Source organism: Clostridia bacterium, assembly GCA_017620395.1.
Taxonomy (GTDB): Bacteria; Bacillota; Clostridia; order Oscillospirales; family RGIG8002; genus RGIG8002.
Genome location: JAFZQJ010000018.1, coordinates 54,990 through 71,858, shown reverse-complemented (window position 1 = coordinate 71,858; position 16,869 = coordinate 54,990). Strand labels below are relative to the sequence as shown.

The 16,869-nt window shown below is 56.0% G+C and carries 11 protein-coding genes; 8 read left to right on the top strand and 3 right to left on the bottom strand.

Features of this window, described 5'->3' with window-relative positions; translation table 11 throughout:
- Window positions 1-37 precede the first annotated feature (37 nt).
- The 3 genes from J5441_03390 (at window position 38) to wecB (ending at window position 7,086) form a co-directional block, all read left to right on the top strand.
- Window positions 38-4,042, top strand: coding sequence for an InlB B-repeat-containing protein (locus J5441_03390; GenBank protein MBO4934199.1), 4,005 nt, complete (start codon window positions 38-40; stop codon window positions 4,040-4,042).
- A 16-nt stretch (window positions 4,043-4,058) separates the two neighbouring features.
- The gene (locus tag J5441_03385; protein MBO4934198.1) at window positions 4,059-5,915 is read left to right on the top strand and encodes an InlB B-repeat-containing protein; all 1,857 of its coding nucleotides are present in this window, start codon (window positions 4,059-4,061) and stop codon (window positions 5,913-5,915) included.
- 88 nt (window positions 5,916-6,003) lie between these two features.
- Window positions 6,004-7,086 carry a UDP-N-acetylglucosamine 2-epimerase (non-hydrolyzing) gene (wecB, locus tag J5441_03380; GenBank protein ID MBO4934197.1) on the top strand — a complete coding sequence of 361 codons (1,083 nt, stop codon included), beginning with the start codon at window positions 6,004-6,006 and terminating at the stop codon, window positions 7,084-7,086.
- A 525-nt stretch (window positions 7,087-7,611) separates the two neighbouring features.
- Here the strand turns inward: wecB and J5441_03375 are convergent.
- Window positions 7,612-8,919, bottom strand: a complete 1,308-nt coding sequence (locus J5441_03375; protein MBO4934196.1) for a trypsin-like peptidase domain-containing protein — start codon at window positions 8,917-8,919, stop codon at window positions 7,612-7,614.
- A gap of 183 nt (window positions 8,920-9,102) precedes the next feature.
- Between J5441_03375 and ychF the strand changes: the two genes are divergently transcribed.
- Genes ychF through J5441_03360 form a run of 3 tightly spaced genes read left to right on the top strand, consistent with a single transcriptional unit; the run spans window position 9,103 to window position 11,479 of the window.
- Window positions 9,103-10,203: a redox-regulated ATPase YchF gene (ychF, locus tag J5441_03370; protein ID MBO4934195.1), complete on the top strand. Its 1,101-nt coding sequence runs from the start codon at window positions 9,103-9,105 to the stop codon at window positions 10,201-10,203.
- Window positions 10,203-10,943 (top strand): DUF1624 domain-containing protein, encoded by a 741-nt coding sequence (locus J5441_03365; protein ID MBO4934194.1) that lies wholly within the window; start codon window positions 10,203-10,205, stop codon window positions 10,941-10,943. Before ychF ends, J5441_03365 begins: the two co-directional genes overlap by 1 nt.
- 2 nt (window positions 10,944-10,945) lie before the next feature.
- Window positions 10,946-11,479 (top strand): DNA-deoxyinosine glycosylase, encoded by a 534-nt coding sequence (locus tag J5441_03360; GenBank protein MBO4934193.1) that lies wholly within the window; start codon window positions 10,946-10,948, stop codon window positions 11,477-11,479.
- Between the two features lie 89 nt (window positions 11,480-11,568).
- Here J5441_03360 and J5441_03355 read toward each other — a convergent pair whose 3' ends face one another.
- On the bottom strand, window positions 11,569-11,787 hold the full coding sequence (locus J5441_03355; protein MBO4934192.1) for a helix-turn-helix transcriptional regulator: 219 nt from the start codon (window positions 11,785-11,787) through the stop codon (window positions 11,569-11,571).
- Between the two features lie 112 nt (window positions 11,788-11,899).
- Between J5441_03355 and J5441_03350 the strand changes: the two genes are divergently transcribed.
- Both J5441_03350 and J5441_03345 read left to right on the top strand, forming a co-directional pair.
- Window positions 11,900-12,661 carry a hypothetical protein gene (locus J5441_03350; GenBank protein ID MBO4934191.1) on the top strand — a complete coding sequence of 254 codons (762 nt, stop codon included), beginning with the start codon at window positions 11,900-11,902 and terminating at the stop codon, window positions 12,659-12,661.
- Window positions 12,662-12,673: 12 nt separating this feature from the next.
- Complete coding sequence (locus J5441_03345; protein ID MBO4934190.1) at window positions 12,674-16,417, top strand: leucine-rich repeat protein; 3,744 nt, start codon at window positions 12,674-12,676, stop codon at window positions 16,415-16,417.
- A gap of 88 nt (window positions 16,418-16,505) precedes the next feature.
- Here the strand turns inward: J5441_03345 and J5441_03340 are convergent, their stop codons facing one another.
- A complete protein-coding gene (locus J5441_03340) occupies window positions 16,506-16,763 on the bottom strand; it encodes a YlmC/YmxH family sporulation protein (GenBank protein MBO4934189.1) in 258 nt (85 codons plus the stop codon).
- Window positions 16,764-16,869 lie beyond the last annotated feature (106 nt).

Sequence of the window (16,869 nt, the reverse complement as noted above, 5' to 3'; positions counted from 1 at the left end):
TTGATTACACAACAACTATTGGAAAGGAGCACTAACATTGAAGAGTTCTAACACCAAAAAAGTATTGACTTCAATACTGTCTTCATGCTTAGTTGTTATGCTCCTGCTCAGCACTCTGGTGATTTCACCTGTCGCGCTCACCGCGAGCGCCGCTGGGCAGCACGGTATAACCATCAACCACATTTTCAGCGACGGCTACAACGCCGCCAACTCGTATGACGAGCTTTACGGCTCCTACGAGGAGGGGGAGACTCCTCTCGTAACGGTCATCGCTCCGCAGGGCTACATCATCGAGGACGTTTACTTTACGACTCCCAGCGGAGCCGACTTCTCGCTGTTCGTAGAAGACCTTCAGTATGATAATCCCGTTCAGGGCGTTTATCACATCACGATGCCTGACTACGACCTCGAGATGAACGTCATCTACCGCTGCATACTTAACAGCGCCGTCGTCAACCACATTTATGACGGCGGACACAGCGACGACGCGGACTATCAGGTCATCATCGACGATGAGATAGCCGCGGGCGACGCCGTTGTCTTCAACGTCGATCCCAAGGCGGGATACGCCGTCGATACCATCTACGTTCTCGGTTACGCCGGCACGTCCTTCGCGACCCTGCTCGATCTCCCGATCGAGAACATCGGCGCGAACAGCTACAGACTGACGATGCCCGATCAGCCGATAACCATCAACGTCGTCTACACCGCCAACAGGCACGACATCACTCCCGTCGCGCTGTTTGACGGAGCCGAGAGCGCCGATCCGGAGACCTATTACAACGGACCCGCCACCGCGGATCCCGGTGAGACCGTAGTCTTCTACGGCGCCGAGATCAACGGCTACAGTGCGCCCGAAGTATTCGTCACCGCCGGAGCCGGAATGGACTTCGTCGAGGTCGTTGAACTTGAGGAGATCGCCGGCGCTTACTCCTTCGTAATGCCCGACGCGCCCGTCACCGTTCACCTGATCTACAGCAACACCGAATACGGCATTACCTCCGCGAATATCTTCGAGGACGGCAACGATGACGACACCGTTTATTACGACGGCGCCGACACCGCCGTTGTCGGCGAGAGAGTGTTCTTCACCGTCGCCAATCCCGACGGCTATACCCTCAAGGAAATCTACGGCGTTATGACCGCGGGAACCGCGTTCGTCGAAGTGTTCCCGATCGACTCCATCGCCGGCGCGTATTACTTCGATATGCCCGAGGGCGAAGTCAAGATCTGCCTGGTCTATGCCAAGTCGCAGTTCACCATTACCGCCGTGAACGTTTTCGAGGACGGCACGGTTGACGATACCGATTACTACGTCGGCCCCGACTCCGCCAACGTCGGCGATAAGGTCATCTTCACCGTCGAAGCGCCTCAGGGCTACGCCGTAAGCGAGATTTTCGGCACCTATGAGACCGGCGACGCGTTCGTCGAAGTCTTCGCGCTCGATTCCATCGCCGGCGCTTACTACTTCGATATGCCGGAAGGCAACGTCACCCTCACGGTCGACTTCACCGCGACTCTGTTCGACATCGACTTCGTTTCCTACAAGGGAAGCGAGATCGCCGATCAGTGGACGGTCGAGGACATCGCCGTCGGTTCGACCTTCGTCTTTGCGGGTAACGCTCCCGCCGGATACGCCGTCGAAGACGTCTTCGCGCTCGCCACCATCAGCGATACCTTCGTTGAGGTGATCGACGTCGAGGATCTCGGCAACGGATCCTACTCCTTCACGATGCCCGCCGCTAAGGTCGACGTCGTCATCATTTACAAGTCCGTGCTCTTCGACGTGAACTACGCGTCCTATGACGGAACCGACGTCGTCGCCGAGTGGACCGACACCGGCGTTATGGTCGGCGACAAGCACATCTTCGCGATCGACGTTCCCGACGGCTACGCCGTTGAAGACGTCATCGCCACCACCGCCGTGAACGGTCTCTTCGTCGAGGTTCTGAACGTCGGCAACCTCGCCGGCGCCTACTACTTCACGATGCCCGAGGCTGACGTTGACGTCACCGTCGTGCTCAAGAAGATCACCTTCAACGTCACGATCAACGACCTCGTCAACGGCCAGGTGATCGAGACCGAAACCGTTCCCACCGACGCCGGCACCACCGCGATCATCATCGCGACCGCTCCCGCCGGATACGAAGACGGCTACGTGATCAATGAGATCACCGCCGTCAGCGCCGCCGACGAAACCGTCTCGTACGATCTTGTCGCCGTCGGCGAGAACGTCTACTCCTTTGAAATGCCCGAGGACGACGTCATCGTCAACATCGATTGGAAGGCCAATATGTTCAAAGTAACGGTTTCCAACGTCGACGAGAGCGGCCTCCTCATCAGCAGCCGCGAGATCAACAACAATCCCGCGGGTTCCGAAACATCCGTCACGCTCGAAGCTCCGGGCGCGGACTACATGATCGCTGAGTATTACATCGTTGCGGAAATTGCTCCTTTCCATGAATTTATCGACGCCGCGCTTGTCGGCGATACGACGCTCACCTTCACGCAGCCCGAAGCAGACGTTGACGTCACGATCGTGTGGCGCAGAAACGCCTACACCGTCACCGAGAGATACATCGTCAACGAGACCGAGGTCCTCGACGATCTGACCGCCGAGTGGAACGTCAGACCCGGCGACAACTGGATCTCCCTCAGCACCGTTCCCGAGGGCTATGAAGTCTCCGAGCTCTACGTCACCGCCATGGACGGCGCGTTCGGCGAGCCTCTTGATTTCATCCGTCTGAACGACCTCGCGATACTCTTCGTCGTTCCCGACGGCGACGTCTTCGTCGACTACTACCTCACGAAGATAGTCAACAACGTCAACTACTACGCCTACGTCGACGGCGAGCTCGCCGTTGTCAAGAACGAAGAGGTTGAGTACGGCGAGAAGGCCGTCTGGGGCAAAGACAACGCCGCCGACAACCTTCCCGACGGTCACGCCTTCGTCGCCTGGTACCTCGGAGCCGCTGAGTACGACTTCGAGACCGCGGTGACCGGCGATATCGATCTGTTCGCGGTTTATGAATTCGCGAGCTGCACCGTTTCCTTCAACTCCGACGGCGGCAGCGACGTCGCTTCGCAGACCGTCATCAAGGGCGGCAAGGCCGTCGAGCCCGCTGCTCCCGAGAAGGAAGGCTACGACTTCGCAGGCTGGCAGCTGAACGGCGCCGCGTACGACTTCTCCGCTGAAGTCACCGCCGACATCGAGCTGACTGCCACATGGACCGAGAAGACCTACACCGTCACGCTTCCGACCTCCGTCGATTACGAAGTGAAGACCGCCGACGGCTATGACACCACCGTCAAGTACGACGGCAGCTACGCCTTCACGGTCGAGTACGCTGACGGAGTCGACGGCGAGAACGCCGTCGTCACCGCCAACGGCGAGACGCTCACTCCCGACGCTTCCGGTCTTTACACCGTCGAAAACATCAAGTCCGACGTTTATATCAGCGTCAACGTCGCCGGCACGCAGGAACCCGTCCTCTACACCGTGAGGTTCAACTACTTCCACGGCGACGACGCCGTCAGCGTTGCTAACGTAGTCGCCGAAGGCGGCAGCGTCACCGCTCCCGCGGACACCGACCGCTACGCTTACAGATTCCTCGGCTGGTACGACAACGCCGAGGGCACCGGCGAAGCCGTCACCGACTTCACCAATATCACCGCGGACGCCGAATACTTCGCCGTCTACGAGCAGAACCCGCTCGCCGACTACACCTTCGGCGAACACACCGTGACCGATTCCGCCTACGGCATCGGCTTCAAGGAAGTCAAGATTGAGGTCGTCAAGAACGACGCCGGGTATATGGACCGTGACGTTTACGTCATCGCCGCCGCTCAGCTGAAGGACGGTTCCACCGTTCTGTTCTACGTCCCCGTCTACGTCGAGAAGGGCGAAGCCAAGGCTGACGTTTCCCTGATCCTCAACTCCAACACCTTCGAGTACGTCGATATGTACATCGTATACGACGAGGTTGATCTCTCCGGTTCGCTGAACTGGATCGACATCGAATCCGGCATCCAGGTTGCTTAATTCGAGGAGGTACGCAATGAAAATGAAAACAGGCAAAAGACTTGCCTCGTTCTTCCTCTCGGCGTGCATAGCTCTGTCGGTGCTTTTCGGCGCGGTGGTTTTCGCCGCGGCCGATACCGTGCCGACCTCCGAGTCCGTCTCGGAGCTCAGCGCGGTCTACACCTACGCTGACGGCGCCGAGGTCGGAACTATTGCCGCCAACGCGAAGGCGCAGAACATCGGCGAAGAAGAATACGTCATGTTCTACGTCTACCAGAACGTCGACGACATCTCCGACCCCACGAACGGCAGGCAGAACGCTCAGGTTACCTCAAAGGGCTTCTACGCTTCCGACATACTGTCCGGCGAAGCGCTTGCCAAGGAGCTTCCGCTCACTCCTCTCAAGCTTAACGGCAAATGCGTCCTCGGCGTTCAGGTCACCAACAGAGGCGACGAGAACGACTGGGTGTACGCCTACGTCACCACCGCGCTCAAGCTCAACCCCAACGGCGGCACGCTGACGGGCGAGGACGAGCTGCAGGCCAGACTCGGCTTCAGCATCCTTGACGAGCTCGGCGACGGCGAGTACGTGACCAGAGAGTATTATAAGCTCGCCGGCTGGTCCGAGACCGAAGACGGCGCAGCCATCGGCAGCGATCTGCTCATGACTCAGTACGGCGATGAGATATTCGCCCTCTGGGAGCAGCTCACCACCACCGTTACCTTTGATCCCAACGGCGGCGAAGGCGATATGGATCCCGTCGTTATCAACGCCGGCGAACCCACCGAGCTTCCGGCCCCCGAATTCGACAAGCCCGGCAGCAGATTCGTCGGCTGGGGCACCAGCCCCGACGGTCCCGTCGTCTACGACGGCACCGAGCCGATAACCCTCACCGGCGACGAAGCGGAGCTTCCGCTCTACGCCATCTGGGCCGACGCCGATAAATTCGTCGTTACCTTCAACGCCAACGGCGGCGACGGCGAAATGGCCGATCAGGAAGTCGAAGCCGGCGTCGCTACCGCGCTGAACGCCAACGAGTTCATCTTAGCGGGCAGCGAGTTCATCGGATGGGCGACCTCCGCCGACGGCGAAGTCGTCTACGCCGACAAGGCTGAAGTCACGCTCACCGACTCCGACCTCAAGCTTTACGCGGTCTGGAAGCAGCTCGTGGCGACCGTCACCTTCAACGCCAACGGCGGCGACGGCGAGATGGCCGATCAGGAAGTCGAAACCGGTGTCGCTACCGCGCTGAACGCCAACGAGTTTACCCGCGGCGGCTTCAAGTTCCAGGGCTGGGCGACCTCCGCCGAAGGCGAAGTCGTCTACGCCGACAAGGCTGAAGTCACCCTTGACTCCGATCTCGCGCTGTTCGCGGTCTGGAAGCAGAACAATATCGCCGTTATCTACAGCCCCAACGGAGGCACCGGTCTTATGACTCCCCACAAGCTGAACGTCAACGAGACCATCAACCTCGACAAGGTTGCCTACGTCTGCGAAGGCAAGACCTTCGCCGGCTGGTCCACCGCGGCTGACGGCGAGGTCGAATACGCCGACGAGGCCGAGTTCACCATCGGCGTGAAGTCCGTCGTACTCTACGCGATCTGGACGGACGACTCCGGCTCCGGATCCGACCCGGAAGATCCTCCGGTCGATCCCGATCCCAAGCCGAAGGCGATCCTGTTCAGCACCGGCGGCGGTTACGGGCTTATGAACCCGATCAAGAACCTCAGCAAGGGTCAGGTCGTTGAACTCCCCGCCTGCGAATACACCAAAGAAGGCTACACCTTCGGCGGCTGGTCGCTTACTTCCGGCGGCGCTGTCGCTTATAACGACTGCGACAGCGTGACCATCGGCGACTCTACCATAGTCCTTTACGCTGTTTGGGTCGCTTGATTCCAACCACACATTTCACAAGGGCGGACGGTTTCGTCCGCCCTTGTGTGATTTTCAGCCGCTGAAAAGCGAAACCGGAGGAACGCCAATGAAGGTGCTTGCCGCTTTCGGTACGAGGCCGGAAGCTATCAAAATGTGTCCCGTGATAATCGAACTGCGCCGCAGGGGATGCGGCGTTTGCGTCTGTCTCACGGGGCAGCATAAGGAGATGCTGGCGGACGTGATGAACGCGTTCGGCGTCGGCGCGGATATAAACCTCGGCGTAATGCGCCCGGGGCAAACGCTGTTTGATATAAACCGCGAGGTGCTTTCCGGCATGGACCGCGTGCTCGACGCCGAAAATCCGGACGTTGTGCTCGTCCACGGGGACACCACGACGACCTTCGCCGCCGCGCTCTCCGCCTACTACAAGCGCATAAAGGTCGGCCACGTCGAGGCGGGGCTTCGAACCGGCGATATCTTCTCGCCTTATCCGGAGGAGTTCAACCGCCGCGCCGTGACGATAGTCGCGGACTATAATTTCGCCCCGACCGAAGCGGCGAAGGAGAACCTCCTGCGCGAGGGCGTGCCCGCGGAGCGCGTCTTTGTCACCGGCAACACCGAGATCGACGCGCTGAAAACGACCGTCCGCGAGGACTACGCGCACCCGCTGCTCGACTGGGCGCGGGGAAGCCGCCTCGTGCTGATGACCGCGCACCGCCGCGAGAACTTCGGCGAGCCATTCGCGAATATCTTTTCCGCCGTGCGCCGCGCCGTCGAGGAGACGCCGGACGTCAAGCTCGTCTATCCCGTCCACCTCAACCCGAACGTGCGCGAGGCCGCGAAGGCGCTTGAGGGATGCGACCGCATCAAGCTCACCGAGCCGCTCGGCGTGCTCGATTTCCACAATATGCTCGCGCGCTGCTGCCTGGCGCTGACCGACAGCGGCGGCATACAGGAGGACGCGCCCGCGCTGAATAAGCCGGTGCTCGTCCTGCGCCGCACGACCGAACGCCCCGAGGGCGTCGCCACCGGCGCGCTGAAGCTCGTCGGCACGGACGAAGCCGCCGTTTACGCGGAGTTCCGCCGCCTGCTCGACGACGATGCGGAATACGCGCGTATGGCGTCCGCGGCGAACCCCTACGGCGACGGCAACGCCGCCGCCCGCATCGCCGACGTCCTGCTTTCGTAAGCCGCGCAGCGATAATATCACCGCCGATGGAGTCGGCGCAACCGAGGCTCCCCTGTGCAAGGGGAGCTGTCTTATTATCGGCTGAAAGCCGATAATAAGACTGAGGGGTTGTTGGCTCCTAAAAGCTTGGCGCGTAATTGCGCGGGCTCAAGATCGCCCCTGCGTCTGAGGGAGCCGCCTGAACGCGCTGCGCGCCTTTGGAGCAAAATATTCACTAAAACAGCGTCACCCGCGCTTGCACGTTCAAACGCGGGTGACTCTTTTATTGCCTTTCGGCTGTGCCGATATGCAGGTCGGCCTTGTCGGAGAAGGAACCGCCCTTGCGGGCGGGCGCCGCCACGGGAGCGGCAAGTCAAAGGGTATATGAAGGGAGTTGCGATGTACGCATTATATCACGGACAAGCGCGGAAATATGCCGAAAACCGTCGAACCCGAAAAATAATTATAAAACGAAACGCCGTCCCGGGGGACGGCGTTTCGCATAGGAAGGAATTAAAATGAAAACCCTGTCGGGGTGCGTTCGGATCAGTTCATCGTTTCCGTGGGTTTGTACTCCGAGAGCACGACGCTCACCGTGAAGGAGCGGCCTTCGGAATAGCGGTAGATGCCGAGCTCGACGGTGTCGCCGGCGGAATACTTCTCCTTCTCGGCGTTGAGTTCGTCCATTGTCTTGACGGTGACTCCGCCGATGGAGGTGATGATGTCGTTCTTCTTCAGCCCCTTCGCAGCGGCGTCGGTGTTGGCGTCGACGGAGGTTATCAGCACTCCGCGCGGCACGTTGTTGAAGTAGGCGACGTATTCGTCTATCGTGTTGCCGCTGATGCCGATCATCGGCCTGCCGGGCACGTAGCCGTAGGTCATTATGCTGTCGACGATGGGCTTGACGGTGTTGGAGGGGATCGCGAAGCCCATTCCCTCATACTGCGTGTCGACTATCTTCTGCGAGGTGATGCCGATGACGTTGCCGTAGAGGTCGATCAGTGGGCCGCCGGAGTTGCCGGGGTTGATCGCCGCGTCTGTCTGTATCAGCTTGACGTTGCCGGAAAGGTCGGTCTTGACGTTGATGCCGGAGACGATGCCGCGGGTGACGGTGCCGGCGAATTCAAGGCCGCCGGGGTTGCCTATCGCGATGACGGTCTCGGCGAGCTGCACCTCGTCGGAGTTGCCGAAGGTGGCGTAAACGAGGTCGCTGTGCTTGATCGTGTCGTCTTCGATTATCTGCAGCACCGCGAGGTCGGTCTGCTGATCGGAGCCGACGATGCTCGCGAGCGCTTCCTTCTTGTCGTAAAGCACGATCTTGACGCGGTCCGCGCCCTCGATGACGTGGTAGTTGGTCACGACGTAGCCCTCGGCGTTGATGATGACGCCGGAGCCGTAGCCGGAAGCGGTCAGCGAGTTCATCTTATAGTTGACGACGCCGACGACCGCGGGGCGTATCTTCTGCGCGGCGTCCTTGACGGAGATCTCGTCGGCCTCGGTGCGGCCGCTGAGGTCGAAGCCGGTCTTCTGCTCGACCGGAGCTTCCGTCGAAGACTCGGGAGCCGTGCTGCTGCCGCCGGCGTTCTGCACAATGTGCACGACGCCGAAGGAGGCGAGCACCAGCACCGCGCATATCAGGATCGCGAGCAGCGAAACGCCGAAGGCGTATCCGCGTCCGTGCTCCTTCTTCTTTTTCTTATCCTGCGCGGCTTCGGCCCAGACGTAGCTGTTGTGCTCCGCCGGAGCGGGCTGCGGCTGAACGGGGGTATCGGGCGCCTCCGCCTGCGGAGCGGAGAACTGCCGGTTTTCGTAGCTTTCGGGAGTAGGGTTATCTCTGTTGAAATCTTCTGTCATAATTATCCCTTCTTTCTTACTACCTTCTATTATAATCTATTTTTTCAAATATTAGTTAAAAATATTGGAAAAAATGTTAAAAATGCAGCGCGTAAAGCGCGGGAAAGATAAAAACCGCGTCTTTACATTTTCGTTAAACGGGTATATAATATATTTGTGCAAATATTGCGAGGATGTGAAAATATGAAAATCGGAATAATCGGACTGCCGAACGTCGGCAAATCAACGCTCTTCAACGCCCTTGTCGGCGGCGGCGCGGAGGCGGCGAACTACCCCTTCTGCACGATCGAGCCGAACGTCGGCGTAGTGCCCGTGCCGGACGCGCGTCTGGACAAGCTGACGGAGATGTATTCGCCCGTCAAGACGACTCCCGCGACGGTGGAGTTCGTCGACATTGCGGGCATCGTCAAGGGCGCCTCCGCCGGCGAAGGGCTCGGCAACAAGTTCCTCTCGCACATCCGCGAAGTCGACGCCCTCGTTCACACCGTCCGCTGCTTTGAGGATGAGAACATCACCCACGTCAGCGCGTCCGTCGACCCGGTCGCGGACAGCGAAACGATAAACGTCGAGCTTATCCTCGCCGACCTCGAGGTGCTCGAGCGCTGCATTGACAAGACTGCGAAGGCGCTGAAGGGCGGCGACAAGAAGTTCGAGAAGGAATACGACCTGCTGAAGCGCCTCGAGAAGCACCTTTCCGACGGCAACCCCGCCCGCAGCTTCGAATGCACGGATGACGAACGCGCCGTCATCGAGACGGTGTCGCTGCTTTCGCTCAAGCCGGTCATCTACGCGGCGAACATGAGCGAGGCGGACTTCGCCGGCGGCATCGAGAACAACGCCGGCTACCGCGCCCTGCGCGAAACCGCGGAGCGCGAGCACGCGGGCATCATCCCCGTCTGCGCGAAGCTGGAGCAGGACCTCAACGACTTTGACGACCCCGAGGAGCGGAAGATGTTCCTCGAGGAGATCGGGCTTGAGGAGTCGGGGCTCAACCGCCTCATCCGCGAGTGCTACGCGCTGCTCGGCTACATATCCTACTTCACCGCCGGACAGCCCGAGGTCCGCGCCTGGACGATCACGAAGGGCACAAAGGCGCCCGACGCGGCGGGGAAGATACACACCGACTTCAAGCGCGGCTTTATCCGCGCCGAGATAGTCTCCTACGAAGACCTCGTCGCCTGCGGCAGCATCGCCGCCGCGCGCGAGAAGGGGCTCTACCGCAGCGAGGGCAAGGAATACGTCGTCCGCGACGGCGACGTGATACTCTTCAGGTTCAACGTCTGATGGAAAACGGCATCTTTTTCAAACGCGCCGACCCTTCGCGCATCGCGCTTTACGATACGCTGCGCGGCTTTATGATGATACTCGTCATCATATTCCACACCGCGTTCGATCTCTACTGGGTGTTCGGCAAGGACTTCGGCTTCCTGCATATAGTGGACGCGCCGTTCGTGCTTTTCCTGCGCGATTTCTTCGCCGTCTGCTTTATAATACTGTCCGGGATATGCACGAACTATTCGCGCAATCCGCTGCGCAGGGGAATCATAGTCTTTCTGTTCGGGCTGATCGTGACGCTCTTTTCGGCGCTCGTGACGCCGGATATGACGGTGCGCTACGGGATACTCAGTCTGATCGGAGCTTCGATGATCGTCGTCGCGCTGATGCGCCCGTTCCACGCGCAGGTGCATCCGCTTTTCGGAGCGGCGGTGGGGATGGCGGCCTTCTTCGCGACGGTGTTCGTCTTCCCGGTCGAGGTGGAGATAAAGCACCTGTATTTCCTCGGCTTCGTCACGCGGGACTTCGTCTCCGGCGATTTCTACCCGATGATACCGTACTACTTCGCCTTCCTCGCCGGGCACTTCTTCGGCAGGTGGCTGAAGGAGAAGGAGTACGACGTGAAATACGGCGGGCTTGATATAAAGCCGCTGTCGTTCATCGGGCGCAACAGCGTGTATTTCTACCTGCTTCACCAGCCGGTCGTCTACGGCGTCTGCTGGCTGCTTTTCACGAAGATGGGGCTGTAGCCGTGTTTAAGAGAAAAAAGGAAAAAGTCGTTCACGAGATCGCGCCGGTTTATGACGAAAACAGCGCCGTGCTGGTCCTCGGCACGATGCCGTCGCCGCTTTCGCGCGAGACGGGTTTCTATTACGGCAACCCGAACAACCGCTTCTGGCGCGTGCTCGCCGCGGTTTTCGGCGAGGAAACGCCGGAGACGGTCGCGGATAAGAAGGCGCTCCTGCTGCGCAACCGCGTCGCGCTCTGGGACGTCTGCGCCTCCTGCGAGATAGAGGGCGCCGCCGACGCGAGCATCTGCGAGGTCATACCCAACGACGTCGGCGGGCTTATCGCGAAGCTGAATATCAGGCGCGTCTTCTTCAACGGCGCGAAGGCGGAGGAGCTTTTCGGGCGCTTCGCGCCTCCGCCGGCGGGCGTCGGGTTTACGCGCCTGCCGTCTACCAGCCCCGCGAACGCGTCGTGGGACCTGCCCCGCCTCGTCGAAGAGTGGAGCGCGCTCCGCGCCGCCTGCGAACTCATCACTGACGCGTCAGCGGCATCATAACTCTAAACTCTAAACTCGCGGCAATCCTCATAATAAAAAACGCCGGCAAAACCGGCAAATCGTATATAAAACATACGTTCCGTTTGACGTTACAACCTCTGGTCGGCGTCCGACGGAACGTATTTCATTATATCGGAAACGGGGCAGGCGAGGATCATACAGAGATCGTTTATCGTCGTGGTGGTGATTGGCTTGTTTTTGCGGAGCTTATCGATGGTGGAGCTGGATATGTTATGCTTCTTTATCAGCGTATAAGTCGACTCGTTCGAGGCCTTCAGCGTCCGCCAGAACGGCTCATAGCTTATCATCGTATCACCCCCCGTGAATTCCTTGATACAATGATAAAATATAATCACTATCTTGACAATAGTCGTTAAAGAGACTATAATGTTGTTGTAATTGTTAGGAGGTGGGGAGAACATGAAACTGTATAGATATATGTGTTTTAAAGAGTTTGAAAACACATTTCTTAATAAGTATTATAGGTTTAGATATGCTGGCATATGGAAAGATACATTAGAAAGCCTTTATGTAAGAAAAGCGAGTACAATAAAAGGGTGTGAAGAACTAATTGGTATATACCATAGGTACTATCCGCATATGCCGAACAATGATATTTATACAGAAATCACCAATATAGTTGCCCTTTCTTTGCAAACGCGTTGTCAGTGCTGGTGCACAAACGGCAATTCAGGTGTTTTTTGGAACCGTAATAAGGATTATATATGTTTGGGAATTGATTATGTTGAAGATAATGAGTTTCTGTCAAATTATAAGATCAAAGGTCACAGCATTAAGTATATTGAGCAAGTCGATATAGAAAAAATAGTTGATTATTTTGAACAAGGACGCTATTTATCAAATCTTCAAACAGTGAAGGACAAGGATGTTTATCAAAAAGAGGAAGAGTATCGTCTTGTTGCCACACCAATGAATCCAGAATTCCCACAAAAGCTTCGTTTGTTTCAATATGACGAAATAGTTAAAAGTAATGATGCTCTTGTTAGGTCGATTGTTGATTATACAAATTGGGTGAATAGTACGGTACTCAATCCGAGCGATGAGTATTTTCAACTTCGCAACCTCAAATTAACATCAATAAGAACACATCCGGATATGAGTGAAAAGTCATTAAAGCAATTCGATGAGTTCTGTAATAAATATTGTGTGAGAATCTCATGAGGTGACTGACAAATGAAAAAGTATCATAGAATAATAAGCTTGCTAATAGTATCTATAATGCTCATCGCCCTATTGCCGACAGGTATTATCACCGTTTCCGCCGCCACTGCTGAAAGCGGTACCTGCGGTGAGAGTCTCACGTGGACGCTTGAAGACGGCGTGCTGACTATTAGCGGTACTGGGGAGATGACTAATTATATTTCTTCTTATGTTCCGTGGAGATACGAAAGTTTTTCCACAGTAATTATTAATAGCGGTGTGACGAGCATCGGCAATTGGGCGTTCTACCGGTGCACCGACCTGACGAACGTGACGATACCGGATAGCGTGACGAGTATCGGCGATTATGCGTTCCAGGGCTGCTCCGGTCTGACGAGCGTTACGATACCGAACAGCGTGACATGGATTGGCAGATATGCGTTCCAGGGCTGCTCCGGTCTGACGGGCGTGACGATACCCGACAGCGTGACGATCATCGGTTTGTGTGCGTTCGAAGGCTGCACCGGTCTGACGGGCGTGACGATACCGGACAGCGTCACGAGCATCGGCGGATGGGCATTCAAAGTCTGCACCGGTCTGACGAGCGTGACGATACCGGACAGCGTGACGAGCATAGGCGAATGGGCGTTCTATAATACCGGGTATTACAATAACGCATCAAATTGGAAAAACAGTGTGCTTTATATCGGCAATTGGCTGATAGTAGCGAGAAGCAGTATATCAGGAAAATATACGATAAAAAGCGGAACGGTTGGCATTGCCTGTTCTGCGTTCTGCGACTGCAAAGGCCTGACGAGCGTGACGATACCGGACAGCGTGACGAGCATCGGCGAAAATGCGTTCAACGGCTGCACCGGTCTGAAGAGCGTGACGATACCGGACAGCGTGACGAGCATCGGCGCAAATGCGTTCAAAAATACCGGATATTACAATAATGCATCAAATTGGGAAAATGACGTGCTTTATATCGGTAAGTGGCTGATAAATGCGAATGGCAGTATATCAGGAAAATATACGATAAAAAGCGGAACGGTCGGCATTGCCTATTCCGCGTTCCACAGCTGCACCGGTCTGACAAGCGTGACGATACCGGACAGCGTGACGAGCATCGGCGATGGTGCGTTCGGATACTGCAGCGGCCTTGAAACGATAACCGTCGCAGAGAATAATTCCGTCTATCACAGCGCTAGCAACTGTTTGATTGAAACAGAATCAAAAACGCTTATGTGCGGTTGCAAAAACAGCGTTATCCCTGCAGACGGCAGCGTGACGAGCATCAGCTATTGGGCGTTCGGTGGATGCACCGGTCTTACGAGCGTGACGATACCGGACAGTGTGACAAGCATCGGCGATGGTGCGTTCGGATACTGCAGCGGTCCTGAAACCATAACCGTTGAGAATAATAATCCCGTCTATCACAGCGCAAGCAACTGCCTGATAGAAACTGAATCAAAAACGCTTATACTTGGTTGCAATAACAGCGTTATCCCCGCAGACGGTAGCGTGACGAGCATCGGCGATTATGCGTTCTCCAACTGCACCGGTCTGACGAGCGTGACGATACCGGATAGCGTTACAAGCATCGGCAGCGATGCGTTCTTCAACTGCCGCAATCTTACGAGTGTGACGATACCGAACAGCGTGACGAGCATCGGCGGTAGTGTGTTCTACAACTGCACCGGAGTGAAGCATTTAATAACAGGAACAGCTGGTATCGGTATTGTTACAACATGCTTTAAGAATAGTTTGACTGACGTTGTTATTCTGGACGGCGTGACGAGCATCGTCAATGATGCGTTTAGCAGTTGCACCGCTTTGACGAGCGTGACGATACCGAACAGCGTGACGAGCATCGGCGATTATGCGTTTAGCAGTTGCACCGCTTTGACGAGCGTGATGATACCGGACAGCGTGACGAGCATCGGCGATAGTGCGTTCTATAACTGCACCGGTTTGACGAGCGTGACGATACCGAACAGCGTGACGAGCATCGGCGATTATGCGTTCCACATATGCGCCGGTCTGACGAGCGTGACGATACCCAATAGCGTAACGAGCATCGGCGATGGTGCGTTCGAATACTGCAGCGGTCTTGAAGCCATAACCGTTGAAAATAATAATCCCGTCTATCACAGCGCGGGTAACTGCCTGATAGAAACTGAATCAAAAACGCTTATAGCCGGTTGCAAAAACAGCGTTATTCCCGCAGATGGCAGCGTGACGAGCATCGGTAAATATGCATTCTACTGGTGCCGCCTTACGAGCATAACGATACCGGACAGCGTGACGAGCATCGGCGATTATGCATTCTCCAACTGCACCGGTCTGACAAGAGTGACAATACCGAACAGCGTGACGAGCATCGGCAAATATGCGTTCCATTATTATACAGGCAGCTATATTCAAATCAACGCTATTTTAATAGTTTATAAAAACTCCTATGCGCATCAATATGCGGTATCAAATGGTTTTTCTTATGAATTTATCAAGCCGAATCATATAGAGGTCTCTCGCCTTCCTGATAAGCTGACTTATCTCGAAGGAAAAGAGGAGATTGATGTTTCCGGCGGAATAATCAGCGTATATTATGATAGCGGTGCATCCGAAGAAATCGAAATGACCGCCGATCTGGTCAGTGGATTAGATAATTCAGTTGTTGGAGAGCAAACGCTGACAGTCGAATATGAAGGACTGACAACGACGTTTGATGTTGAGATCATAGCCAAGTCTTTAAGCGGTATGCGAGTCACGACCCTGCCGGCTAACAGGCACTATATCGAATACAAGGACGGACTTGAGCTCGACGGCGGAGAAATAACACTTTATTATAATAACGATACGTATGAAACGATCGAAATGACCGCCGATATAGTCAGCGGCTTCGATATAACGTCGATAGGCGTTCAGACGCTGACGGTTACTTACGGTGGCTTTACTGATACATTCACCGTTGAGGTCGCGCCGAAAAGCGTATCCGATATAGCTGTCACTACGCCTCCGAGCAAACTGCAGTATTTAATCAATAAAGACCGGCTTGATATTTCCGGCGGTATTGTTACGATCTATTTTGATAACGATACAACCCGCGAGGCGTATATGGTCTATAATAACGGGTATAAGCTTATGTTCGCGGATGATTTCACTCTTGCAGATCTGGCCGTGACCGGATTTGACAATACGAGCGTGGGAACAAAGACTATCGTTGTCCGGTACAGCGGCAAGAGTGCGACGTTTGATATCGAGATACTCGATAAAACGCTTGTCCGTCTCGAGATCGTGACCAAGCCGGCAAAAACAGAATATATCAAGGGCGAGCAGCTTGATTTGAGCGGCGCGATAATAAGGCTGCATTATGACAATGACACCACGCAAACGGCGAACGTTATTTCCGTCGGCGGCAATCAACGAATGATCATCAGCGGCTCGTCTTCGTCGCTGCCGCTTACCGTAGACGGCTTTTTCAGCAATAACAGCGGAAGACAAACCGTAATCATTACATATAACGGTTGTTCGGATTCGTTCGATGTAAAAGTCAAAGGGGAAAACGTGATAATCGGCGATCCTGACGGCGACGGCGAGATCGGCGTCACGGATGCGCTGATGTCTATGAGGGCGGTTCTTGGGATCATTATCGTTGTTGACGGCGACGTATTCATCGCGGCGGACGTTGACGACGACGGGTTGCTGACCGTTTCCGACGCGCTGCGTATGCTTCGCATGGCGGCGGGATTGCCGGTCACAAGATTCTCTATTTGATACAACAAACAGCGCCGCCTGCGAATAACGCCTGCGAATAAGATAAACCGCGTATCAAAACGCCGCCCGGTAGGGCGGCGCTTTTCTTTTACCTTCTCTTTTTCCGCGGGCGGGGCGGGCAGTCGAAGTCGACGAGGATCGCGTCCTCGCCGATCTTTTCTATCGCGTTCCACGGGATGACGTATTCGTCCTGCTTGAAGAAGGGCAGGGGCGAGCCGGTCGGCACGATAATGTCCGCGATCCTGCCGGTCTTGCACTCGATCCGCAGGTCGCCGACGAAGCCGAGACGCTCGCCGTTGCGCAGGTTTATCACTTCCTTGCAGCGCAGCTCGGTCAGCTTTTGCATATCCTCACACCTCCGCTGAAAATAATAGCGCGGAAACGCAAAAAAATGACGATTTTCCGAAAAAAACTCTTGCATTTGGGGCGGGTTTGTGATAATATATATCAGC

Excerpts from the sequence above, each read along its gene's own strand:
- J5441_03365 (MBO4934194.1), top strand. The coding sequence starts at position 10,203 with ATGGAAAACGGCATCTTTTTCAAACGCGCCGACCCTTCGCGCATCGCG.
- ychF (MBO4934195.1), top strand. The coding sequence starts at position 9,103 with ATGAAAATCGGAATAATCGGACTGCCGAACGTCGGCAAATCAACGCTC.
- J5441_03355 (MBO4934192.1), bottom strand. The coding sequence starts at position 11,787 with ATGATAAGCTATGAGCCGTTCTGGCGGACGCTGAAGGCCTCGAACGAG.
- J5441_03350 (MBO4934191.1), top strand. The coding sequence starts at position 11,900 with ATGAAACTGTATAGATATATGTGTTTTAAAGAGTTTGAAAACACATTT.
- J5441_03340 (MBO4934189.1), bottom strand. The coding sequence starts at position 16,763 with ATGCAAAAGCTGACCGAGCTGCGCTGCAAGGAAGTGATAAACCTGCGC.
- J5441_03345 (MBO4934190.1), top strand. The coding sequence starts at position 12,674 with ATGAAAAAGTATCATAGAATAATAAGCTTGCTAATAGTATCTATAATG.
- wecB (MBO4934197.1), top strand. The coding sequence starts at position 6,004 with ATGAAGGTGCTTGCCGCTTTCGGTACGAGGCCGGAAGCTATCAAAATG.
- J5441_03375 (MBO4934196.1), bottom strand. The coding sequence starts at position 8,919 with ATGACAGAAGATTTCAACAGAGATAACCCTACTCCCGAAAGCTACGAA.
- J5441_03385 (MBO4934198.1), top strand. The coding sequence starts at position 4,059 with ATGAAAATGAAAACAGGCAAAAGACTTGCCTCGTTCTTCCTCTCGGCG.